At 38.0% G+C, this 22529-nt stretch carries 23 protein-coding genes; 16 read left to right on the top strand and 7 right to left on the bottom strand.

Features of this window, described 5'->3' with window-relative positions:
* Positions 1-110: 110 nt before the first annotated feature.
* The 3 genes from rlmD to AAFN87_RS18715 form a co-directional block, all read right to left on the bottom strand.
* On the bottom strand, positions 111-1490 hold the full coding sequence (gene rlmD, locus AAFN87_RS18705; protein WP_347792576.1) for a 23S rRNA (uracil(1939)-C(5))-methyltransferase RlmD: 1380 nt from the start codon (positions 1488-1490) through the stop codon (positions 111-113).
* A gap of 187 nt (positions 1491-1677) precedes the next feature.
* A complete protein-coding gene (locus AAFN87_RS18710; RefSeq protein ID WP_347792577.1) occupies positions 1678-2478 on the bottom strand; it encodes a polysaccharide deacetylase family protein in 801 nt (266 codons plus the stop codon).
* Positions 2479-2519: 41 nt separating this feature from the next.
* Positions 2520-3416, bottom strand: coding sequence for a TIGR01777 family oxidoreductase (locus tag AAFN87_RS18715; RefSeq protein WP_347792578.1), 897 nt, complete (start codon positions 3414-3416; stop codon positions 2520-2522).
* A 116-nt stretch (positions 3417-3532) separates the two neighbouring features.
* On the opposite strand from AAFN87_RS18715, the gene recX reads away from it, so the two are divergent.
* From recX to AAFN87_RS18730, 3 genes are read left to right on the top strand one after another with little or no spacing between them, the layout of a single operon-like run.
* Complete coding sequence (gene recX, locus AAFN87_RS18720) at positions 3533-4336, top strand: recombination regulator RecX (RefSeq protein ID WP_347792579.1); 804 nt, start codon at positions 3533-3535, stop codon at positions 4334-4336.
* On the top strand, positions 4333-4662 hold the full coding sequence (locus AAFN87_RS18725) for a YfhH family protein (RefSeq protein WP_347792580.1): 330 nt from the start codon (positions 4333-4335) through the stop codon (positions 4660-4662). The genes recX and AAFN87_RS18725 overlap by 4 nt, the downstream gene beginning before the upstream one ends.
* A 1-nt stretch (position 4663) precedes the next feature.
* Complete coding sequence (locus tag AAFN87_RS18730) at positions 4664-4933, top strand: YfhJ family protein (protein ID WP_347792581.1); 270 nt, start codon at positions 4664-4666, stop codon at positions 4931-4933.
* A gap of 137 nt (positions 4934-5070) precedes the next feature.
* On the opposite strand, the gene AAFN87_RS18735 is transcribed toward AAFN87_RS18730, so the two are convergent.
* On the bottom strand, positions 5071-6057 hold the full coding sequence (locus AAFN87_RS18735; protein WP_347792582.1) for a metal-dependent hydrolase: 987 nt from the start codon (positions 6055-6057) through the stop codon (positions 5071-5073).
* Between the two features lie 129 nt (positions 6058-6186).
* Between AAFN87_RS18735 and mutY the strand changes: the two genes are divergently transcribed.
* The 9 genes from mutY (at position 6187) to AAFN87_RS18780 (ending at position 16031) form a co-directional block, all read left to right on the top strand.
* Complete coding sequence (gene mutY, locus AAFN87_RS18740) at positions 6187-7221, top strand: A/G-specific adenine glycosylase (RefSeq protein WP_347792583.1); 1035 nt, start codon at positions 6187-6189, stop codon at positions 7219-7221.
* A 56-nt stretch (positions 7222-7277) separates the two neighbouring features.
* Entirely contained in the window at positions 7278-7463 is a 186-nt protein-coding gene (locus tag AAFN87_RS18745) for a gamma-type small acid-soluble spore protein (protein WP_347792584.1), read from the top strand.
* A 322-nt stretch (positions 7464-7785) separates the two neighbouring features.
* Complete coding sequence (ntdP, locus tag AAFN87_RS18750) at positions 7786-8370, top strand: nucleoside tri-diphosphate phosphatase (RefSeq protein WP_347792585.1); 585 nt, start codon at positions 7786-7788, stop codon at positions 8368-8370.
* Positions 8371-8472: 102 nt separating this feature from the next.
* A complete protein-coding gene (locus AAFN87_RS18755) occupies positions 8473-10218 on the top strand; it encodes an ABC transporter ATP-binding protein (protein WP_347792586.1) in 1746 nt (581 codons plus the stop codon).
* A 159-nt stretch (positions 10219-10377) separates the two neighbouring features.
* The gene (locus AAFN87_RS18760; RefSeq protein WP_347792587.1) at positions 10378-11391 is read left to right on the top strand and encodes an ABC transporter ATP-binding protein; all 1014 of its coding nucleotides are present in this window, start codon (positions 10378-10380) and stop codon (positions 11389-11391) included.
* Complete coding sequence (locus AAFN87_RS18765; RefSeq protein ID WP_347792588.1) at positions 11366-12340, top strand: ABC transporter ATP-binding protein; 975 nt, start codon at positions 11366-11368, stop codon at positions 12338-12340. The genes AAFN87_RS18760 and AAFN87_RS18765 overlap by 26 nt, the downstream gene beginning before the upstream one ends.
* Before the next feature lie 78 nt (positions 12341-12418).
* Entirely contained in the window at positions 12419-14026 is a 1608-nt protein-coding gene (locus AAFN87_RS18770; protein WP_347792603.1) for an ABC transporter substrate-binding protein, read from the top strand.
* 89 nt (positions 14027-14115) lie between these two features.
* Positions 14116-15120 carry an ABC transporter permease gene (locus AAFN87_RS18775; protein WP_347792589.1) on the top strand — a complete coding sequence of 335 codons (1005 nt, stop codon included), beginning with the start codon at positions 14116-14118 and terminating at the stop codon, positions 15118-15120.
* A gap of 14 nt (positions 15121-15134) precedes the next feature.
* Positions 15135-16031, top strand: a complete 897-nt coding sequence (locus AAFN87_RS18780; RefSeq protein ID WP_347792590.1) for an ABC transporter permease — start codon at positions 15135-15137, stop codon at positions 16029-16031.
* A 33-nt stretch (positions 16032-16064) separates the two neighbouring features.
* Here AAFN87_RS18780 and AAFN87_RS18785 read toward each other — a convergent pair whose 3' ends face one another.
* Positions 16065-17156 (bottom strand): FUSC family protein, encoded by a 1092-nt coding sequence (locus tag AAFN87_RS18785; RefSeq protein WP_347792591.1) that lies wholly within the window; start codon positions 17154-17156, stop codon positions 16065-16067.
* An 88-nt stretch (positions 17157-17244) separates the two neighbouring features.
* Entirely contained in the window at positions 17245-18531 is a 1287-nt protein-coding gene (locus tag AAFN87_RS18790) for a glutamate-1-semialdehyde 2,1-aminomutase (RefSeq protein WP_347792592.1), read from the bottom strand.
* 114 nt (positions 18532-18645) lie between these two features.
* On the opposite strand from AAFN87_RS18790, the gene bcp reads away from it, so the two are divergent.
* From bcp to perR, 3 genes are all read left to right on the top strand, one after another.
* Positions 18646-19113, top strand: coding sequence for a thioredoxin-dependent thiol peroxidase (gene bcp, locus AAFN87_RS18795; RefSeq protein WP_347792593.1), 468 nt, complete (start codon positions 18646-18648; stop codon positions 19111-19113).
* A gap of 1 nt (position 19114) precedes the next feature.
* On the top strand, positions 19115-20059 hold the full coding sequence (locus AAFN87_RS18800) for a D-2-hydroxyacid dehydrogenase (RefSeq protein WP_347792594.1): 945 nt from the start codon (positions 19115-19117) through the stop codon (positions 20057-20059).
* Between the two features lie 203 nt (positions 20060-20262).
* A complete protein-coding gene (gene perR, locus AAFN87_RS18805; RefSeq protein WP_347792595.1) occupies positions 20263-20709 on the top strand; it encodes a peroxide-responsive transcriptional repressor PerR in 447 nt (148 codons plus the stop codon).
* Between the two features lie 94 nt (positions 20710-20803).
* Here the strand turns inward: perR and AAFN87_RS18810 are convergent, their stop codons facing one another.
* Positions 20804-21157 carry a YgzB family protein gene (locus AAFN87_RS18810; RefSeq protein WP_347792596.1) on the bottom strand — a complete coding sequence of 118 codons (354 nt, stop codon included), beginning with the start codon at positions 21155-21157 and terminating at the stop codon, positions 20804-20806.
* A 139-nt stretch (positions 21158-21296) separates the two neighbouring features.
* Here AAFN87_RS18810 and AAFN87_RS18815 point away from each other — a divergent pair, with 139 nt between their 5' ends.
* Positions 21297-22190, top strand: coding sequence for a nucleotidyltransferase-like protein (locus AAFN87_RS18815; protein ID WP_347792597.1), 894 nt, complete (start codon positions 21297-21299; stop codon positions 22188-22190).
* Positions 22191-22529: the final 339 nt, after the last annotated feature.

Genomic DNA, 22529 nt, shown 5'->3' on the forward strand with positions numbered 1-22529 from the left:
TACTTGTAGCCACAATGATGAAATTCGAATTCATTATACCTTCGAAAATCCTTTTAAAACGCTAAAAGAAGACAACAACCTAGATGGTTAGCTGTCTCCTTTTAAAAGGATTAGTTCTCTTCTTTTAATGTAAGTTGCGCCACACACTCCACATGAGCTGTCTGTGGAAACATATCTACAGGCTGAATATACTCAACGTTATAAAGCTTTGTTAATTCTTGCAAATCCTTCGCGAGTGTCGACGGGTTACAAGAAGTGTATACGAAGCGCTTTGGTTTGATTTTCATAACGGATTTAATAAAGCTTGCATCTAGACCTGTGCGCGGTGGGTCGACTGTAATAACATCAGGTGTGAATCCTTCACTATGCCAGCGAGCTAACCAACTTTCCGCTTTACCAGGGAAGTAACGAGCATGCTTGAAGCCGTGTTTACGCGCATTGCTTTTTGCGTCAGCAATACTTTCAGGCACGATATCCATGCCGCGCACTTCTTTTGCGTCTTTCGCTAACCATAAACCAATTGAACCTACACCGCAGTACGCGTCGACAACTGTTTCTTTTCCAGTCAATGCGGCTGCTTTTTTTATTTCATTATATAAATGTACTGTTTGCTCAGGGTTTAACTGGAAGAATGCGCGAGATGATAAGTCGAATGCTAGTTCTCCAAGCTCTTCATGAATTGTTTCTTTACCATCTAATACAATTGTTTCGTCACCGAAAATTAGTGAAGTTTTTTCACGATTAACGTTTTGTGTAATTGAAACAATTGATGGGTCAAGCTTTTTAATACGCTCGACTAATTCGGCTTTATGTGGCATTTCATTACGTGTTGTGACTAAGCATACTTGCGTTTCACCAGTGCGAATGCCCGTACGCACAACAATAGTACGTACTAAGCCGTTTAGAGTCTTACCGTCGTAAATAGGGATATTAAGTTTTTGCAATATTTTACGAGTACCGACAGTAATTTTTGAAGTTACAGGATGTTGCACTAAACAGTCATTAATATTAAGTAGCTTGTTTGAGCCTTCTGAAAATAGACCAGCATATACGCGCTTACCTTCTTTACGTACTTGGAATTGGCTTTTGTTTCGATAATTCCAAGGATTGTCCATGCCTAATGTTGGACGGATTTCTGTCGTTTCAGCAACTTTTGGTACGTATTTTTCAAGTGCTTGAATTACGATATCTCGTTTATTTTTCAGTTGACCTTCATATGACATATGCTGTAGCTGACATCCACCACACTCATCATAAACCGGGCAAGGAGCTTCTTGACGGAATTCACTTGCTTTTCTAATATTTATTACTTCTGCTTCTGCAAAATTGCGTTGTAGCTTTGTTACTTTTACGGTTACTTCTTCACCAGGAAGTGCACCTTTAACAAAGACAACATTACGTTTATAAAATCCGACACCTTCACCGTTAATACCGAGGCGCTTGATTGTTAAAGGGAACTTTTGACCAAGTTCCATTATTGTTTTATTCATTTTTCCACGTCCTTATTAAGTTCATCCAACAATTATAACGGACAGAAGTGTGAAAGGAAAGAAAGCAGATTATTATACATCAACGGGTAATAAAACAACTTTCTAAAGCAAAGAGCTACTTAGCTACTAGAAAAAATTCCAATAAAAAAGCAGTGAGAATTTGAGACCTCACTGCTAGCAATTTTATTTAAGGTAGAACCACGCCTTCAAATTCAAGTACGAGATCATCGAGTGAGGCAAATGTATAGCCCGCAGCCTTCGCATCTTTAATAAATTTCGGCAAAGCTTCAGCATTATCTTGTGCTACGGTATGCATTAAAATAACAGCCCCTGGATGAAGTTGTTGCATAAGTGCATCATATGCATACTTATAGCCTCGACGCTCATCTTTAAGCCAATCTTTGAAGGCAACTGACCAAAAAATATGACGGTATCCATAGTCATTACCAACTTTTAAAACTTGTTCGCTAAATATTCCTTCGGGTGGTCGGGTATAATAAGTGCGCTTTATCCCGGTTAGTTCATTCAATTTTTTATCGAATTTTTGCCATTCATCTACCATTTGATTAGTTGTTAACCGCGCCATATTTGGATGTCCATAGGAGTGATTGCCTATAATATGACCGTCATTAATCATGCGTTTCACTAAATCTGTTGCACTCGTTAAATAATGGCCTGTTAAAAAGAATGTTGCTGGGACTTTTTCGGCAGCAAGTGTGTCTAAAATGCTCTCAGTAAATCCGTTTTCATAACCATTATCAAATGTTAAATAGGCTATTTTTTTTTCGGGGTTTCCTTTATAAATGGCACCATATTTTTCAAGCGTTGCATCTAATTTTGCTCCTGCCTCGGCGGGTTCATTATTTGTAGAGCGTTTAAAACCCCAATGATATTCATCGGCTTGTGCAAAGGTACTAGGGAATATGACGAATGAAATGAGCACAATGCAGCTTATAAGTAATACGCCATATAAATGATGTTTCCACATAGCGCAACCTCCTTTTTACAAGTAGATTGCGCAAAATTGAGTTAGTTATACAGGTCATTAATGGCATTCTTTAGTGAAGTGAATTTGAAAATAAAACCAGAATCGAGCAATTTTTCGGGAACGACATATTGGCCTTCTAACACAAGGACACTTTTTTCACCGAGTGCGAGCTTCAAGGCGATGCTTGGTACAGGAAGCCAATGCGGTTTTGCTAACGCACGGGCAATTGTTTTGCCGAAACTCTTCATCCGTTTTGCATTCGGGGATGTGATGTTAATCGATCCGCTTAATTCAGGTGTTTCAATTGCATGCAAAATTGCACGAGCCACGTCTTCTACATGAACCCAAGATAGCCACTGTTCACCTGAACCGATAGTACCACCAACGAATAATTGGTATGGCAGTACAATTAGTGGTAGTGCACCTTCATTTTTCCCTAAAATAACTCCGAAACGGGTCAAGCATGTACGAATACCTAGTTGCTCTGCATGCATTGCTTTTTGCTCCCAGTCAGCTACGGTTTTGCCTAAAAAATCATGCGCTTGTTCAGAGGAATTTTCAGTGTAGACAGCTGTTGTTGAAGTTGGATAAATTCCGACAGCGCTAGCATTGACATACACGCTAGGACGTTCAGTTAAATTTTCAAATATACGAAGCACTTCATCCGTTGTATCCATTCGACTATTATAAATAGCCTTTTTTTGCGATGCAGTCCAGCGACCATCATTTAGAGATACTCCAGCTAAATTGACAAAGGCGTCAAGATCTTCAAGTGATTGCTCTGGTTTAGCACCGTTCATCCAGCGTAAATATTGCACACCATCTATATATTTTTCCTCGCCACGCGTTAAAATAAACACTTCATGTCCTTGTTCGCATAAAAGCTTTGTAAGCTCTTGCCCAACAAAGCCCGTTCCACCAGCAATTGCAATTTTCATTTAAAGACCTCCTTTATCAAAAACAGTTACCTTTGTTTAATATTTTACCCTATTATTTGTGTTCATGAAACGCTTTGAAAAAACATGTATACTAATAAGAAAAAGGGGGGAAGAGCATGTTCGTTATTTCGAGAATCGGGCGTCAAAAAAATAACCCCGAGCGCTACAATATATACTTAAATGACCAATATGCATTCGCAGTCGATGAAGGAACACTTATAAAGTTTGCTTTAACAAAAGGTAAAATGCTTGAGCAGTTTGAAATAGATGAAATTACGTATGAAGATGAGATTGCAAAAGCATTTAATAAAGCATTGCATTTTTTAAGCTTTCAAATGCGAAGTGAATATGAAGTGAAGAAAAAGTTAGTTGATGCAGGGTACGGCGAAGCAGTTGTGCTAGAAGCAATTCGAAAGTTAGAAACATTAGGCTTTTTAAATGATGAAACGTATTCGAAGGCATTATTGGAAACGAAAAAGAAAACAGCGAAAAAAGGTCCACGCGCGATAAAGCAAGATTTAATCAAAAAAGGTATTGATAAGAGCTTGCAGGAGCAAATACTAAGCTCATATACGCATGAAGAGCAAGTAGAAATTGCATTGCAGCTTGCAGAAAAAGAAGTACGGGCAGGTGCAAAAAAAACACCGTCGCAAGTAAAGCAAAAAATTTCGGATTTGCTCATGCGTAAAGGTTATTCATATACGATTGTAAACGAAGTACTTGACCAAATTGAGCTTGAGCGAGAAGATGATGAGTGGCAACATCTGATTGAGGCTCAAGGTGATAAAATTTGGCGCAAATATGTTGCGAAATTTACAGGCAGTGAGCTACGGATGAAAACGAAACAGGCACTTTACCAAAAAGGGTTCCCGGTAGAAGTAATTAATCGTTTTATAGAAGAGAAGGAGAATGAGGCATGATGGATAAAAACTACGCAGCAATGACAGAGCAAGAAATACGTGATGAAATTGCTATACTAAAAGAAAAATCTCGAAAAGCAGAGCAGCTAGGTATAGTCAATGAATTTGCCGTGTACGAACGTAAAGCACTAATGGCAGCAGCGTATTTAGTTGATTTAGATACAATTATACCGGGTGAAATGTACCGCATTAATGGCGCACCAGGCGAATTTTTTATGGTAGATCGTTTAAAAGGTCGCTTTGCATGGGGCCATCGTTTAGGCAGTGAACGCTATGAGGAGGCGCTGCCTGTTTCGATTTTAGAACCAATGAAAGTAGGGAAATAAAATGGAACAATATATTGAGAACTTAACAAAGGCGTTATTAGAAAAAAATCCAGCAATGCCAGCTGGACGTGCGCGTGTATGGGTAGAGCTTTTATGGAGTGACTTTGAAGCAACTTCGGCAAAAGCTGGCTACGAATTTCGAGGGCCACAATATACAGAAAAGCTTGTTAGTCAATTAATTGCAAGCTATGGAGATAAATTACATGAATTTGCAGGTAGAAATCCAAAATACGTACATTTATTAGATCAAAGTGAAGATATGATGCAATAATAAAAGGCTTGTCCAGAAAAGAAAAATTTTCTGGACAGGCCTTTCTTTTTGATAATAGGTAGTCACTAAAAACTATTACTTATGTTGTGATCACATCAAAATGTAACCATCTTTGTCGCGAAGGGGATGCGCCAGCGTTAATCACTCGCACCCACTTGGAGTTTCCTTTGTAATTTATCTTCAGTAAAAATCCAACCAGTATAGGAATTGACGATATTTAAATCCCCGTCTAAATGAACGACTGCTACGAACGGATAACGATTATTACTGCGATAGCGTAAATCAATTAACCGTACTTCTGTTATATTATTTTCAAGCTCTGATATTTCCCAACGATAAATTGGTGAAAATGATATGAACGATTGAAAGTTTGAATCTAACATTGCTTTTTCGACTAATGGTGTTTTAGGTAGCGGATGAATTTCGAATTTATCATAAATATTAACAGTACGGCGATAAGCTCGACCGACATAGTAGTGCGTTTTCGATGCTGCGGCTACACGCCAATAGAAAAAGCGCATTGTAGGAGCAACGATTACAAATTCCTCGTCTTGTATAGTTGCGTGCACGGCGCGTTTTACTGCCTTTTGCAATGCAAAACGTGCAATATAATAAAGAACAATAATAAAGTACATAATGCTAAATGTTAGTACCGGATTTGCACCGAATATCCAAATTAAAATCCCAATGCAGTGTAGTCCAAAAATGTACGGATCGAATGTATTAATAACACCGAGAGCTACCCATTTTTTCGAGAAGGGGCGAAAAGCTTGCGTCCCGTACGCATTAAAAATATCGACAAACACATGGAGGAAAACAGCGAGCTGTGTCCAAAACCATAAGTGCAAAGTGTTGGCGTCTTGTAAAATTAACGATAAAATAGCCGTTATAAGAAGCGGCCATAATAATGTAGCAGGAATGGAATGGGTAATACCGCGATGATGACGAATGTAGATTGCGTTATTACGCAGCTTTAAAACCGTATCGACATCAGGTGCTTGCGAGCCAATAATTGTACCTGCTATTACTGCGGTAAATGTAATTGGATGGCTTGCGACTACAGGATCAGCAAATGCTAATCCGCCTAGTGCGATACCCATTACAAGATGTGTGCCTGAATCCAATGTATCAACTCCTTGAATGTTTAAGTGCAATATTCGACAGCATTTTTCGCGGGGAATTATGTTAGATTCACTATACATAGTATACCCCCATTTACATGAAATAAAATCTAAAAAAAAGTGGAGGAAATCGTGAATTACGAATATAAGAAACAATTTCGACAAACTTTAGTCGATTGGTTTAATAAAGAAAAGAGAGATTTACCATGGAGACAAACGAAGGAGCCATATAAAATTTGGGTGTCAGAAGTGATGCTACAGCAAACGCGTGTAGATACTGTAATCCCTTATTACAATCGCTTTTTGGAACGCTTTCCAACAGCTGAATCATTAGCATATGCACAAGAAGAAGAGCTGCTGAAAATGTGGGAAGGACTTGGCTATTATTCGCGCGCACGCAATTTACAAGCCGGTGTGAGAGAAGTGGTCGAAACATATAATAGCGTTGTCCCAAATAACCGCACAGATATTTCAAAGTTAAAAGGTGTGGGTCCATATACAGCAGGTGCCATTCTTAGTATTGCATATGGCAAGCCTGAACATGCAGTAGATGGCAATGTAATGCGTGTATTAAGTCGTGTATTACATATTTTCGATGATATCGCTCAACCTAAAACGAAAAAAGTATTTGAAGAGGCAGTTACAGAGCTGATTGATCCACATAATCCATCGGCGTTCAACCAAGGTTTAATGGAACTTGGTGCATTAATTTGTACCCCGACTTCACCGAAGTGTTTGCTATGTCCTGTTCGTGATTATTGTGCAGCGTTCGAAGCTGGTAATACAGAAGAGCTACCAGTAAAATCAAAAAAAGTGAAAATGAAAAATATTAGCTATGATGTGTTTGCGGTACGCGATGATGAAGGGCGTTATTTACTTGAAAAGCGTCCAGCTGAAGGTTTGCTTGCTGGAATGTGGCAGTTTGCAATTGTAGAACATGGCAAGGAAGACTTAGTGTCGAAATATGGTGTCGAAGTCGAAAATAGTGCTCATATACTGAAATTTAAGCATATATTTTCACATTTAACATGGCATATCGATAGCTATGAGGTGCAAGCAGTAAAAATAAATACATTACGTGACAACGTACAGTTTTTCACAAAACAGCAAATTGAAAGCTTACCGATGCCTGTACCGATGTTAAAAATTTGGAAATATCTAAAATGATTTTTTACGTATAATTAATTACTCTCTGTGCACAATAATGAGCATGGAGGTGATTCATGATGAAGCGAAATCAAAACAACCAAAACAATACTCAAAATCGTCAAAATGAGGAATTCGGTACTGATACTGACTTCCAAGAAGTGCAAAAGCAAAACCAACAATCGGAGATGAAAAAGCAACAATCTTCGGGTCAATTTGCTAAGCGCAAACAGAGCAATGAGAACAATAACAGCAATTTCTAATTGTTCTAGGAAGTTCTTCAAAAGTGAATTTGCCTACTAAAGCAATCGGTGTAGACGAAATGTCTACGCCGATTTTCCTTTATATATTTTGGAGAATCCTTATCTAAAAAAATAAATTGGTTGAGATACGATTAAGTGGAGGCAAAGGTACAGGAATGAAGGCAATAACTATTTTAGACGCCTTACCCCAAATTTGAAGTAGAACCTTTTTGATATGTAATATGAAATTTGTGGTTTTCTAACTACACGTTTTCCTGTAGCATTGCTATAATAAAATAAAAACGTGAATTATCCAGATGTAGACGAAAAGGTGGGCTTCAAAATGGCATTACCAGTAGAAGGAGAAACGATACAAATACATAGTTATAAGCACAATGGTCGTATCCACCGTGTCTGGCAAGAAACGATGGTTTTAAAAGGGACGAAAAACATTGTCATTGGGGCAAATGAGAAAACGCTTGTGACGGAATCAGATGGTCGCACTTGGCTAACAAGAGAGCCGTCTATTTGCTATTTCCACGCAGAGCACTGGTTCAACGTTATTTGTATGCTGCGAGAGGACGGCGTTTATTATTATTGTAATATGAGTTCGCCGTTCGTATATGATAATAATTCCCTCAAGTATATAGACTATGACTTAGATGTGAAAGTTTTCCCCGATATGTCGTACACACTTCTTGATGAGGATGAATATGAGCAGCATAAACAGGAAATGGGATATCCAGAAGTTATAGACAAAATTTTGAAACGTAATGTAGCAAAATTAATTAGCTGGATTCAGCAACGTAGAGGACCGTTTGCACCAGATTTCATCGAAGTTTGGACAAATCGGTATGAATTGAATCGAGAAATTCAATCCAACCAAGACGTCCAACTAAATCGAGAAATCCAATCGAATCAAGAATAGCAAGGGACCTGCTAGAACATTCTGGCAGGCTTTTCTTTTGTTTTAAGGTATAATCAATAATTGGACCTTTACTTGTTCGAAAAATAGAAGGGGAGCTTTACATTGGATAGTATAAAAAGATATATGCGCTTCGTAAAACCGTATCGTTGGGAACTACTTTTGACGATCGTTATTGGGATTTTAAAATTTGCTATCCCACTATTTATCCCGCTACTTATTCAAATTGTTATTGATGATATAATTGGCTCGGATATTTTGACGGACTCTGAAAAAACGAAGCAGCTATTTTACTGGCTAGGGGGCACAATTATTGTGTTCTTTATTGTGCGACCGCCTATCGAATATTACCGTCAATATTTTGCACAGCAATTAAGTAATGAAATTTTGTTTGATATACGGAAAGAACTTTACGGACATTTACAACGCTTGAGTTTAAAGTATTACGCGAATACACGTGTTGGAGAGGTAATTTCGCGTGTCATTAATGACGTTGAACAAACGAAAAACTTTGTGATGACAGGACTTATGAATTTATGGCTTGACTTAGTAACGATTATTATTGCCATTGTTATTATGCTTTCAATGGATGTTAAGCTAACACTTGTATCACTTATCGCATTTCCGTTTTATGCCTTTAGTGTGAAATACTTCTTCGGTAAACTACGTGATTTGACGCGTAAACGTTCACAAGCTTTAGCTGGAGTGCAAAGTTATTTACATGAACGTGTTACTGGGATGAGTATTATTAAAAGCTTTACACTAGAAAAACACGAACAGAAAATTTTCGATGAAACGAATGGCGAATTTTTAGAAAAAGCGCTAGATCATTCGAAATGGAATGCGAAATCATTCGCTGTCGTCAATACGATTACCGATGTAGCACCGTTACTTGTAATTGGTTATGCGGGCTATCAAGTAGTGAATGGCGATTTAACAGTTGGTGTAATGGTGGCGTTTATAGCATATATTGAACGACTATATGGACCACTTCGCCGCCTTGTTAGCTCATCAACAACGCTAACACAGTCAATTGCATCTATGGACCGTATGTTTGAACTAATGGACGAGAAATACGATGTAGAAAATAAAGAAGATGCATATGAGCTAAATAATGTTAGCGGAAAAGTTCATTTCGATCATGTGTCTTTTAGCTATGGAGAAGATGGTAACACTGTACTCAATCAAATCGATTTCACAATAAACCCTGGCGAAACAGCGGCATTTGTCGGAATGAGTGGTGGCGGGAAATCAACGATCGTCAGCTTAATACCTCGATTTTACGATGCTGTTGATGGGGCTGTGAAAATTGATAATAAGGATGTTCGCGATGTTACAATTCAATCACTGCGCTCACAAATAGGTATTGTTTTGCAGGATAATATATTGTTTAGTGATTCTGTAAAGCAAAATATATTAATGGGTAAACCAAATGCAACAGATGAGGAAGTAATTGCTGCAGCTAAAGCCGCTAATGCACATGATTTTATAATGAATTTACCGGAAGGCTACGATACGAAAGTCGGAGAGCGCGGTGTGAAATTATCTGGTGGGCAAAAACAACGTGTAGCTATTGCACGCGTATTTTTGAAAAATCCACCAATCCTTGTATTGGACGAAGCAACATCGGCACTTGATTTAGAAAGTGAAGCATTAATTCAAGAATCGCTCGACCGTTTAGCACATGACCGTACAACAATTATTATTGCACACCGTTTATCCACAATCACACATGCGGATAAAATTTTCGTTATCGATCATGGACAACTTGTCGAAGAAGGCAATCATGTAACGTTAATGGACAAGCAAGGCGTGTATTATAATTTATTCCAAGTACAAAAATTAGATTAATAAAAAAGCGAAATCCTAAATTGGGATTTCGCTTTTTTTTATGTATAGGATTTATTCAAGTAATTGTTTACATGTGCATATGATTAATATGTGCATTTTCTAAATTTGTCTATTTCGATGCACTTTACAATTCTATTTCAGAAAAAGGGAGGAAACTAGATGAGCCGAAAATACATTCTTGAAGTTAAAGATTTGGAAACTAGTTTCTTTACGGATGACGGCAAAATTGCTGCCGTAGATCATATCAATTTTATAGTGGAAGAAGGTGAAATATTAGCTATAGTAGGTGAATCTGGTTGCGGAAAAAGCGTGACTTCCTTGTCTATTATGGGACTAGTTTCGAGCCCGCCTGGAAAAATTACTTCAGGAGAGATATTACTAGAGGGGAAAAACTTAGCGACTCTTTCTGAGAAAGAGATGCGCAAAATTAGAGGGAAGGATATAGCGATGATTTTTCAAGAACCAATGACATCGTTAAATCCTTTATTCACAATTGGGAATCAGTTAATTGAGGCCATTTTAATTCATAATAAAAAATGGACAAAAAAGCAGGCAAAAGAAAAAGCGATTGCCATGTTAAAGCTCGTTGGACTACCTCGCGCAGAAGAGTTGATTAATGACTATCCGCATCAATTATCAGGAGGTATGCGACAACGTGTCATGATTGCGATGGCATTAGTTTGTGATCCTAAAGTATTAATTGCGGATGAACCTACGACAGCGCTTGATGTAACGATTCAAGCGCAAATTTTAAAGTTAATAAATGATTTAAACGACAGGCTGAATACAGCTGTATTGTTAATTACTCATGATTTGGGAGTTGTTGCTGAAATATGTGAGCGCGTTATTGTAATGTATGCTGGGCAAATTGTGGAGCAAGCACCTGTTGAGGAGATTTTTAAAAACCCACAACATCCTTATACGAAAGGTCTTATTCAATCTGTTCCAGATATGCGTTTCAAAAAAGATACGTTGTACTCCATTCCTGGACATGTTCCGAAACCAGGTTCTATTCAAACTGGTTGCCGTTTTGCGCCTCGCTGCGAATTTGCATTTGAACGTTGCCGAGTTGAAAATCCTTCACTTTATCCTACATCGAGTTTGCAGGAAGCACGGTGCTTTTTACTAGAGGGAGGGGGAGTAGAACATGTCGAACGTATTACTGAAAGTTGAAAATCTAAAAAAGTATTTTCCACTTCGTACAGGCATGTTTTCAAGAAAATCAGGAGATGTAAAAGCGGTCGATGATATTTCCTTCGATGTATATGAAGGGGAGACACTTGGTATTGTTGGAGAATCTGGCTGTGGTAAGTCTACTACGGGAAGAGTTATTATGCGCTTACATGAGCCTACCGATGGAAAAGTAACATTTAAAGGAGTGGAATTAACAGCGTTATCGGAAAAAGAAATGCGACTGGCGAGACGAGATATTCAAATGGTGTTTCAAGATCCGTACGCATCACTTAATCCACGTCATACTGTTGGAAAGATATTAGAAGAGCCATTAATTGTTCATGGTATTGGCACCCAAGAAGAACGGAAAAGCAAAGTTCATGAGTATTTAGAAATCGTTGGTTTAAGTGCTTATCACGCAAAGCGATATCCTCATCAATTTAGTGGAGGGCAACGACAACGTATTGGTATAGCACGTGCCTTAATGACAAATCCCAAGTTGATAATCGCAGATGAACCTGTGTCTGCGCTAGATGTATCTATACAAGCGCAAGTTTTAAATTTAATGCAAAAACTACAGAAGGATTTAAAACTTACGTATATATTTATTGCGCATGATTTAGGAGTTGTTCGTCATATTAGCGATCGTGTTGGAGTAATGTATCTTGGTCGTATAGTTGAATTAGCAGAAAGTGAAATGTTGTATGAGGCACCACTTCATCCATATTCACAGGCGCTACTGTCTGCAGTACCAATTCCTGACCCTATTTATGAGCGTGAGCAAGTCATTTTAAATGGTGATATTCCTAGCCCTTCTAATCCTCCAGCAGGGTGTGCATTTCATACTCGCTGCCCATTTGTAATGGATGTTTGCAAACAACAAGTACCATCATTTTTACAAGCCAAACCTGGTCATTCTGTTGCATGTCACCTATATAGTGGCAAGTAGCAATGATAATAGAAACAAAACTTAGGAGGGGATCGTTTGAAAAATAAGTTTAGGTCACTTAGTTTATTTTTATTATTAATGCTTTCTATAGTATTAGTAGCTTGTAACACGGCTACGAAAGAAAAAGAAGGTGGGACAACAAGCGAAACTGAAACTGATACGGAAACGGATACTACAACGACTGAAACACAAGAAAATACGCCAGCTAAACCTCAAATTTTAGTATTTGGCCGTGGTGCAGACTCGGTTTCTCTGGATCCTGCGATTGTAACAGATGGTGAGTCATTTAAAGTTACACAAAATGTTTTTGAAACGTTACTAAATTTTGGACCACAAGACACGACTATTCAGCCAGGACTAGCAAAAACATGGGAAGTAAGTAGCGACGGCTTATCTTACACATTTACTTTAGAAGAAGGCGTTAAATTCCATGATGGTACAGATTTTAATGCTGAAGCTGTCATTAAAAACGTGAACCGTTGGAAAGCGGGTACTGCTGAAGACTTTTACTACTTCAACTCGATGTTTAAAGCGGAAGGTACGGACATTATTACGGATGTGAAGGCAGATGGCGATTATAAAGTTATATTCACATTGTCTCGCCCGCAAGCACCATTCTTAAAAAATATTGCAATGAGTCCATTTGGTATTGCCTCACCAACTGCATTTGAAGCAGCAGGTGATGCGTTTGGTGATAAGCCAGTCGGAACTGGACCATTCAAATTTGTTGAATGGAAACGTAATGATTCAATTACAATAGAAAAATTTGAAGATTACTGGGAAGAAGGATTACCGAAGCTGGATAAAGTTATTTTCCGTTCAATTCCTGATAACTCAGCTCGTTTGAATGCTTTAAATGCTGGAGAAATTGATTTAGCTGATGGTATTAATCCTTCTGATGGTAAAGGAATTGAAGCAAACTCAGCGCTTCAACTAATTGAGCGTCCATCTATGAATATCGGTTATTTAGGCTTAACGAATACTCGTAAACCATTTGATAATGTACTAGTTCGTCAAGCCGTGAATTACGCGATTAATAAGCAAGGGATTGTAGATGCGTTCTTCGAAGGCCGTGCACAAGTAGCGAAAAACCCGATGCCACCTTCGATTAGCGGCTATAACGATGAGGTTGAGCCATATCCGTATGATCCAGAAAAAGCAAAAGCTTTACTTGCTGAAGCAGGTTATGATGGCGCACCAATCGAACTATGGGCAATGCCTGTACCTCGTCCGTATATGCCAGACGGAGCAAAAGTAGCAGAAGTAATTCAGAAAAACCTTGAAGACGTAGGGATTCCTTCGAAAATTGTAACGTTTGAATGGGCTACTTATTTAGAAAAAACGAAAAACGGTGAAGCTGATGCATTCATGCTTGGCTGGACTGGAGATAACGGGGATGCAGATAACTTCATTTACACGTTATTAGATAAAGACAATATCGGAAGCAATAACTATGCGTACTACTCAAATGACAAAGTGCATGATTTATTAATCGCGGCACAATCTGAAACTGATGAAAATGTACGTATCGATTTATACAAACAAGCGCAAGTAATCATTCACGAAGATGCGCCTTGGGTTCCACTTGCTCACTCAACACCATTACTAGCTGCAAAAGCAGAGGTGAAAGGTTTCTTACCTCACCCAACAGGTTCTGACCGTTTGTTAAATGTTTCTATTGAATAATTAATTGATGTAGAAGGGAGCTCTGTTCCGTCACTGACGGAGCAGTGCCTTCTTTTAAGGTAATAGATTTCAAAGAGAGGTGAAGAATCATGCTTCACTATATTGGAAAAAGATTACTGCATTTAATTCCAGTTCTACTCGGAATGACATTTATTGTATTTTTAATTATTCGTGCGATCCCGGGTGATCCAGCTCAAGTTATACTAGGTCAGCAAGCATCGGCGGAGTCAATAGCTGCACTGCGCGATAAACTTGGCCTTAATAATCCATGGTATGTACAATATTTCGATTATTTAAAAGGAATCTTAACAGGGGATTTGGGAGAATCATTGCGGACAAGACAAGAAATTACTACCGAAGTATGGCCGTATTTAGCGGCAACATTTGAACTGGCCATTTTTGCAATGATTTTAGCGGTTATTATTGGAATGAACGCGGGCATTATTTCTGCCTGGTTCCAAAATTCATGGTTCGATTATATTGCAATGGTTGTAGCACTTGTTGGTGTATCCATGCCCATTTTCTGGCTTGGATTAATGGAACAATGGATTTTTAGTATTAATTTAGGATGGCTGCCTACGTCTGGTCGGGAAGAAGTGCGAGATCCAGTAACTGCTATTACGCATTTATACTTAATTGATACCTTGTTACAAGGTCGATTTGATCAATTTGTCGTATCGTTAAAGCATTTAATTTTACCTGGTGTAGCACTTGCTACAATACCGACAGCGATAATTGCGAGGATGACGCGTGCCTCCATGCTAGAAGTAATGCGTTCGGATTTTGTCCGTACCGCACGTGCAAAAGGACAAAAAATGTTTATTGTCATTTACAAACATGCTCTAAAAAATGCACTTATTCCGATTTTAACGGTTATTGGTTTACAAACAGGGCTGTTATTAGGTGGGGCGATATTAACAGAAACTATTTTTAGCTGGCCAGGTATTGGTCGGTATATTTATGAAGCGATTGGCTTCCGTGATTATCCTGTTATTCAGTCCGGTATTTTAATAGTGGCTTTTTTATTCATAATGATTAATTTGATTGTTGATGTTTTGTATACAGTGATTGATTCTAGGATCAAATACAACTAGAGGGGGCGGAGAATATGTCTGAAATCGTACCGAAAGCATCAGCTGAAATGGTCACCTTTCAAGATCGGTCAGTTGGACCTTGGAAAGAGGCTTGGCGAAGTTTTCGTAAAAGTAAATCGGCGCTCGTTGGAACTGCGATTGTCGTATTTTTTATCCTTCTAGCAATCTTTGGTCCTTTATTGGCACCTCAAGGAATCAATGACCAAAATTTATCGCAACGCCTGCTACCGCCATCGAGTGAGTTTTGGTTTGGCACAGATGATTTAGGACGAGATATTTTTTCTCGGATATTGCATGGTACTAGAATCTCATTATCAGTCGGATTTTTGGCGGTTGTGATGTCTGCTGTTGTCGGAAGTTTTTTTGGTATAATTGCTGGCTATTACGGACGTTGGGTGGACACGATTATTTCAAGGGTTTTCGATATTATGCTTGCTTTTCCAAGTATTTTACTAGCTATTGCAGTTGTATCGATTTTAGGGCCATCGTTAAGTAATGCTTTAATTGCGATAGCTATTATTAATGTACCAAACTTTGGTCGCCTAATTCGTTCAAGGGTGTTAACGATTAAAGAAGAAGAATACATTCATGCAGCAAAAGCAATAGGTATGAAAAATTCGAGGATTTTATGGAGGCATATATTGCCAAACTCCACGACACCGGTAATTGTTCAAGGAACACTAGCGATTGCAACAGCAATTTTGGAAGCAGCAGCACTTGGCTTTTTAGGGCTAGGAGCGGAAGCACCGCAACCAGAATGGGGCAAAATGTTAGCAGATGCACGTATTTTCTTATTAAATGCTCCGTGGGCAATGCTTTTTCCAGGCCTAGCGATTATGTTAACGGTTATTGGCTTTAATTTAATGGGGGATGGTTTGCGGGATGCACTTGATCCAAAAATGAAAAACTAAAAGGTTGGAGGCATAAGAGCCTCCAACCTTTTCTTAATAGAACTCAGTTTCTAAATCTATATTCTTCTCTTTACTATGATAGCGGCGATACGAATCGATTAGCGTATCTAAATGCTCCAAGTTTTCCTCGTAATCTAAAAGTCGCGATAACATGTACAACAAGTGATAGCTTGAAAACTCTTCTTCGTCTTCTGTTTCCTTCGCAATTGTTATTTGCTCAATGAACAAATCCATTACTTCTGTACGCTGCAAATGTTCTTCGTGACGAGTCCAATTTGAGTGTCCTACACGTAATTTTCCTGTATATTTCAACAGCAGCTGCTCGTGATATGTGAGTAATAAATCAAGTCGCTCTTGAATTAACAATAATATTTGCTCCGGTAAATTACCGAGTTCGTTTTCATGCTTATGCAGCCGTTGTAACAACTCTAAGCTTTTCTTCGAAGTAATAATCATTTGACGATAAATAACGAGTTTTCGTGCTTTAACAAATTTTTTGTTTTTGAAATATTGACGTTCTTCTTTATACAATTCATAAAGAGTGTCGATTTCTAATAATCGTGTTTTAAGTTTTGTTAATGCCATTTTTGTTGATGTATGTTCACTTGCTTGTCGAACAGCAAGACGTGTCCAACGAATAATATCGTCTTGTACAGAATTAATGCGCTTAAATAATTTAATTTCATAGCGAGGAGGTAAAAATACTAAATTCACAACAAATGCTGCGAAAACACCAACCATGACCGTAGTAAAACGAATAAGTCCGAACGTTAAAAAATCATCCCCTTGCACTTCCATAATCGCTACAGCGGTAACGAGTGCAAGTGTTATTGATTTCTCTAAGTTCATTTTAATCATGATACCGATTACGATAATGGCAGCAATTCCTATCGCCACTAGTTGATGACCAAAGAGTAAACCGAAAGTTACCGCAATGAATGCGCCGATTAAATTGCCTTGTATTTGCTCCAAAATCGTTAAATACGAACGATATATCGTTGGCTGGATGGCGAAAACAGCAGCGATCCCGGCGAACACAGGAGAAGGTAAATGTAATAATTCAGCTAGAAAAAGCGCAAAAACAATTGCGACACCTGTTTTTAAAACACGGGCACCTAATTTCATGAAAAATTAAGTCCTCTCTTTCTTTATTTAGTAGGGAAATTATCACTTTACCGAAAAAGTGTTAGCTGGTCAACCGGGATGAACTGAATTAAAGCTGTGAAAATGCATAATCAACCGCAGCGATTGTTTCGATAATATCTTCTTCCGTATGCTCTGTCGTTAAAAACCATGCTTCGTATTTAGAAGGTGCTAAGTTCACACCTTTTGAAATCATAAGCTTGAAGAAACGACCGAAAATTTCGCCGTCAGATTTTTCTGCTTGGCCATAGTTTTCAACTTTTTCATTTGTAAAGTAAATTGTTAACGCACCTTTTAGACGGTTTACAGTAATTGTTACATTATGCTTCATAGCTGCGTCTAAAATACCTTTTTCTAAAATAGCTCCAAGTCGATCCATTTCATCGTAAATGCCTGGCTGTTGTAAAACTTCAAGGCATGCAATACCAGCGAGCATTGATGCGGGGTTACCTGCCATTGTACCAGCTTGATATGCAGGACCTAGTGGAGCGACTGTTTCCATAATCTCTTTTTTACCACCGTAAGCACCAATTGGTAAGCCACCACCGATTACTTTACCCATCGCCACTAAATCAGGAGTTAAACCTAGCATTGTATGTGCTGCACCGTAATGGAATCGAAATGCTGTAATAACTTCGTCGTGAATTGTTAACGCACCGTATTCAGCAGCTAATTCGTGCACTAATTCTAAAAAGCCTGGATTCGGCTGGACGATACCGAAGTTACCTACGATTGGCTCAATTAAAATACCCGATAATTGATTGCCCCAACGTTCCATTGCAAATTTGAATGCTTCGGGATCATTGAATGGTACTGTAATGACTTCTGTAGCAACACTTTCAGGAACACCTGCTGAGTCTGGTGAGCCAAGTGTTGCAGGACCTGAACCAGCCGCTACTAAAACTTGATCGAAATGGCCGTGGTAGCAACCAGCGAATTTCATTATTTTCGTACGCCCTGTGTAAGCACGGGCAACACGTACTGTTGTCATTACTGCTTCTGTACCTGAGTTGTTGAAACGTACTTTATCTAATGTAGGAATAGCTTCTTTTAACATTTTCGCGAATTTTACTTCATGTTCTGTCGGTGTGCCGAACAGCACGCCCGTTTCTGCTGCATGTGCAATTGCTTTTGCGATATGCGGATGACCGTGACCTGTAACAATCGGGCCGTAAGCTGCTAAATAATCGATATAGCGGTTATCATCTACATCGTAAAAGTAAGCCCCTTTTCCACGAGCCATTACGATGGGTGCCCCACCACCAACTGCTTTATAAGAACGTGACGGGCTATTAACTCCACCAACGATATGTTCAAGAGCTTCTTTGTAAATTATTTCAGATTTTGTATGATTCATCATTTTACCTCCAAATGGTTTATTCTTATCTATTGTAGACGGAATTTCATTTTCGTGCCAAAGAATTTGAAAGCAAGGAATGAGTTCGGTACGATAAAGTAAAGGGGGAGTATAATGACATTATTACAAAAGCAAGCACCTGATTTTTCTTTGTTAAACGAAAAAGGAGAAACGGTGCGACTTAGCGATTTTTTAGGAAAGTCTGTTGTACTATATTTTTATCCGAAAGACATGACACCAGGCTGTACAACTGAAGCATGTGATTTCCGAGATGCATATGGCGATTTCTCGGAGCTAAATGCTGTTATTTTAGGTGTGAGCCCAGATGATGCATCGAAGCACACAAAATTTATCGATAAACACGGCTTACCATTTTCATTACTAGTAGATGAAGATCATGCTACTGCTGAAGCTTACGGTGTATGGGTACTGAAAAAAATGTACGGTCGTGAATTTATGGGGATTGAGCGTTCGACATTTTTAATAAATGAGCAAGGAATCATTGTGAAAGAATGGCGTAAAGTCCGGGTGAAAAATCATATTGAAGACGTCTTAAATTATTTACGCGAAGGGGAGCAATAATATGAAAGTTTATTTTACGTTTGAGCCGAGAGAAGATTTACGTGAACCTTTAGTAGCGGAATTTCCGGAAGTCGAGTTTGTGTTTGATGCAAAGTTACAAAATGAACAATTAGCAAAAGCTAATATTTTAGTTACATACGGCGAAGATTTAAATGATGATAATATTGCATTTGCAGAAAATTTGCAGTGGATTTTCGTCGCATCTGCAGGTGTAGAAAAAATGCCAGCGCGTGCGATTACAGAGCGCGGTATTGTCGTATCAAATGTACGGGGCATCCATAAAAAACCGATGACTGAATCAATTCTGGCGCATATTTTGTCATTAAAACGTGCACTGCCTTTTATTTATGAACAGCAAGCAAAAGGTGAATGGAATAAAAAAGCGCATCTTTCAGAGTTAAATGGTTCAACTGCACTAATTATCGGGCCCGGTGCAATCGGTGCGGAAATTGGGCGTATTTTGCAAGCATTCGAAGTGCATACGATTGGCTGTAATAGTAGTGGTGCGCCTGCTACGTTTATGAATGAAACGTATTTAATTACCGAACTAAAAGAGCATTTACCGAAAGCAGATATTGTTATTTCTATGTTGCCGAGCACAGCTGAAACAAAGCATTTATTAACGTATGAGCATTTTAAAGCGATGAAGCCTGAAGCGATTTTTATGAATTTCGGTAGGGGAGATGTTGTCGCGGAGGATGTTTTAGTAAGTGCACTACAAGAGAAATTAATTTGGCACGCGGTTTTAGACGTTTATGAAGTAGAGCCATTACCAAAGGAAAGCATACTTTGGCAATTAAAGAACGTCACGCTATCACCGCATTTTTCAAGTCATTCATCTCGTTATGTAGAACGTAGCTTAGAAATTTTCAAACCAAGCTTAGCGAGTTGGCTAAAAGGTGAACGTGAATTAGAAAATAAAATGAATTTAATGCGCGGATATTAGTTCTAATTGAGAATCATATAGCTTAAACTGATAGAAATAGCCGATCCTATTTTCAATTACAATTCATAATTGTTGATTAATTATCTATTTATTCAAATGTTATTTGCTTGAAATAAGCAATTGTTGACAGAGTATAGGTAAATTAGATACACTATTTATAACAATTATAAATTAATAATCCGTATGAAAAGAGGTGCATGGCGATGTCTGAAATGCATTTAAAGGATGCTCTAGACACGTTAAAGACTACTGGTGTAAGGATTACCCCGCAACGTCATGCGATTTTAGAATATTTAATTCAGTCAATGATTCATCCGACAGCAGATGATATATATAAGGCGCTAGAAGATAAGTTTCCAAACATGAGTGTGGCGACGGTATACAACAATTTACGTGTATTCCGTGAAGTAGGCTTAGTGAAGGAGCTTACTTACGGCGATGCAGCAAGTCGTTTTGACTTCGTAACAGGCGATCACTACCATATGATTTGCGAATGTTGCGGTAAAATTGTGGACTTCCACTACCCAGGCTTAAACGAAGTAGAGCAGTTTGCATCACAAGTAACAGGTTTCCAAGTGAACTCGCATCGCTTAGAAGTGTATGGTACTTGCCCAGATTGTATTGGGAACAAAGATAAACAGGCGCTATAATGTTTTGACCTAGTAACGTAAATGTTGCTAGGTTTTTTTGTGGTAAGAAAAAGCTGTCCCGTAAATAGAAACTTACAGAACAGCTGGAGCATGCTTATTCACTCTGACTTTTATTATTGTAAGACTGGTCAAACTCTTTTCCTTCAAGTGTTGGATCAAGTGTAAGTGGCTCGTTACAGTACATGCACATATCAACTCGGCCAATTACTTTTGTATGCTTACCACATCCCGGACAAACGACTTGTACCGCTCGAGTGGATAGTAAACCAATCCAACCATAAACAACAGTACTACCAAGTATGCAAAGCAATCCAATCGACATAAAAATGATTACTAAAATTTGATTTTCGCGGAAGAAAATCGCACCATACATAATGATGAAGCCAATAAAAATAAGCGATAATGCGAATGATCGGATTTTATTTATTTTATTTTTATATTTTTTCATGTTGTTTTGCCTCCCAATCTATTGTCTACTATACCATAGAATGGTTTTATTTAGAAAAAACCTTTTTTAAAAGGGATTCGGTTAATGGCTGTCGAAACAACAATACATGAACATGTAATTTGATTTAGGGGGAAATACTATGGAACATATTTTACGTCCAATCTATCAGGAGCGCGCAAGTCAACCTGAAACATTAGGTGTAATTTTAATAAATAAACGTGAAGATGCCATGAACGTAACAGATACATTTGATTATGTGCTACTTATTATTGTAAAAGACGCAGAACAACCCATTTTCACGAAGCATTATATGTATGAAGATAAAAAGATGGTCATGCATACAGTAACTGAGCAACGATTAAGAAAATGGTTGTTTATTGGCACAAATAAGCGATTAGTAGACTGGATTTTCACCGGTAAAGTGATGTTTGATCGTAATGACTTCTTATATAAGCTTCGTTCAGAGCTTCAGGAATTTCCTTTCTTCGGTCGTAAAATTAAAACAGGAATTCAATATAGCAAACTTATTCGTCGTTACTTAGAAGGAAAAGAGTTTTTCGAAAGTGGCAATTATTTAGATGCATACAATCATGTAGTTGACTCACTACATCATTTAGGCCGCCTTTCAATTATTGATAGTGGTTTATATCCTGAAGTAACAGTATGGTCGCAAGTGAAAAAAATTGAGCCTGCAATTTACAAGTTATATGAAGAACTCATTTCAAATAATGAAAGTTTAGATAAGCGTTTAGAGTTATTATTTTTAGCTATTGAATTTTTAATCAACTCTAGAACACATGACGGAGCGCAACATATATTAGAAACTATGCTTGCTAAGCCGTCTTGGACAATTCAAGAATTACACGATCATGAAGAACTTAGCTACTATTCAACAGAGCTAGAAGTGTTTGTGGAATATTTAATTGAAAAGGAATATATATTAGTAGAGCCTGTCGTAGCAAAAAACGATGCAGTATTCCATAGAAACTATAGTGTAGATTTGCAGTTTGTTGAAAGTGAATACGGCTTGTAGTATAGTGTTCGAGGCGCTTATATAAAGCACCTCGATTTTTTTTGAAATAAAGTGTTGACTTTATAGAGTATAGTATTGTAATATATTAAATGTCGCTAAGACGTGATGCATTTAACAAACGAAAATGAGTTTTGAAAGTCGATAAAAACTTTTTTAAAAAAGTTGTTGACAAACGAAAACGAAAATGTTAAATTAGAGAAGTCGCTGAAAACAAGCGAAACAACATGAACCTTGAAAACTGAACAAGCAAAACGTTAATCAATAAAGTTTCATTTAATTATGAAACAAAAATTTTGGACATCAAAATTGATGCCAGCAAATGTTTTTATGTATCGAAAG

Origin of the sequence: Solibacillus sp. CAU 1738 (assembly GCF_039888725.1) — a bacterium.
GTDB lineage: Bacteria > Bacillota > Bacilli > Bacillales_A > Planococcaceae > Metasolibacillus.

Bases quoted from the DNA above. Each gene is read 5' to 3' on its own strand.
- AAFN87_RS18710 (WP_347792577.1), bottom strand. From the start codon at position 2,478: ATGTGGAAACATCATTTATATGGCGTATTACTTATAAGCTGCATTGTG.
- AAFN87_RS18810 (WP_347792596.1), bottom strand. From the start codon at position 21,157: ATGAAAAAATATAAAAATAAAATAAATAAAATCCGATCATTCGCATTA.
- AAFN87_RS18790 (WP_347792592.1), bottom strand. From the start codon at position 18,531: ATGAATCATACAAAATCTGAAATAATTTACAAAGAAGCTCTTGAACAT.
- AAFN87_RS18780 (WP_347792590.1), top strand. From the start codon at position 15,135: ATGTCTGAAATCGTACCGAAAGCATCAGCTGAAATGGTCACCTTTCAA.
- AAFN87_RS18765 (WP_347792588.1), top strand. From the start codon at position 11,366: ATGTCGAACGTATTACTGAAAGTTGAAAATCTAAAAAAGTATTTTCCA.
- AAFN87_RS18715 (WP_347792578.1), bottom strand. From the start codon at position 3,416: ATGAAAATTGCAATTGCTGGTGGAACGGGCTTTGTTGGGCAAGAGCTT.
- recX (WP_347792579.1), top strand. From the start codon at position 3,533: ATGTTCGTTATTTCGAGAATCGGGCGTCAAAAAAATAACCCCGAGCGC.
- AAFN87_RS18745 (WP_347792584.1), top strand. From the start codon at position 7,278: ATGATGAAGCGAAATCAAAACAACCAAAACAATACTCAAAATCGTCAA.
- AAFN87_RS18785 (WP_347792591.1), bottom strand. From the start codon at position 17,156: ATGAAATTAGGTGCCCGTGTTTTAAAAACAGGTGTCGCAATTGTTTTT.
- AAFN87_RS18800 (WP_347792594.1), top strand. From the start codon at position 19,115: ATGAAAGTTTATTTTACGTTTGAGCCGAGAGAAGATTTACGTGAACCT.
- rlmD (WP_347792576.1), bottom strand. From the start codon at position 1,490: ATGAATAAAACAATAATGGAACTTGGTCAAAAGTTCCCTTTAACAATC.
- AAFN87_RS18775 (WP_347792589.1), top strand. From the start codon at position 14,116: ATGCTTCACTATATTGGAAAAAGATTACTGCATTTAATTCCAGTTCTA.
- AAFN87_RS18730 (WP_347792581.1), top strand. From the start codon at position 4,664: ATGGAACAATATATTGAGAACTTAACAAAGGCGTTATTAGAAAAAAAT.
- AAFN87_RS18770 (WP_347792603.1), top strand. From the start codon at position 12,419: ATGCTTTCTATAGTATTAGTAGCTTGTAACACGGCTACGAAAGAAAAA.
- AAFN87_RS18725 (WP_347792580.1), top strand. From the start codon at position 4,333: ATGATGGATAAAAACTACGCAGCAATGACAGAGCAAGAAATACGTGAT.
- ntdP (WP_347792585.1), top strand. From the start codon at position 7,786: ATGGCATTACCAGTAGAAGGAGAAACGATACAAATACATAGTTATAAG.
- bcp (WP_347792593.1), top strand. From the start codon at position 18,646: ATGACATTATTACAAAAGCAAGCACCTGATTTTTCTTTGTTAAACGAA.
- AAFN87_RS18760 (WP_347792587.1), top strand. From the start codon at position 10,378: ATGAGCCGAAAATACATTCTTGAAGTTAAAGATTTGGAAACTAGTTTC.
- perR (WP_347792595.1), top strand. From the start codon at position 20,263: ATGTCTGAAATGCATTTAAAGGATGCTCTAGACACGTTAAAGACTACT.
- AAFN87_RS18815 (WP_347792597.1), top strand. From the start codon at position 21,297: ATGGAACATATTTTACGTCCAATCTATCAGGAGCGCGCAAGTCAACCT.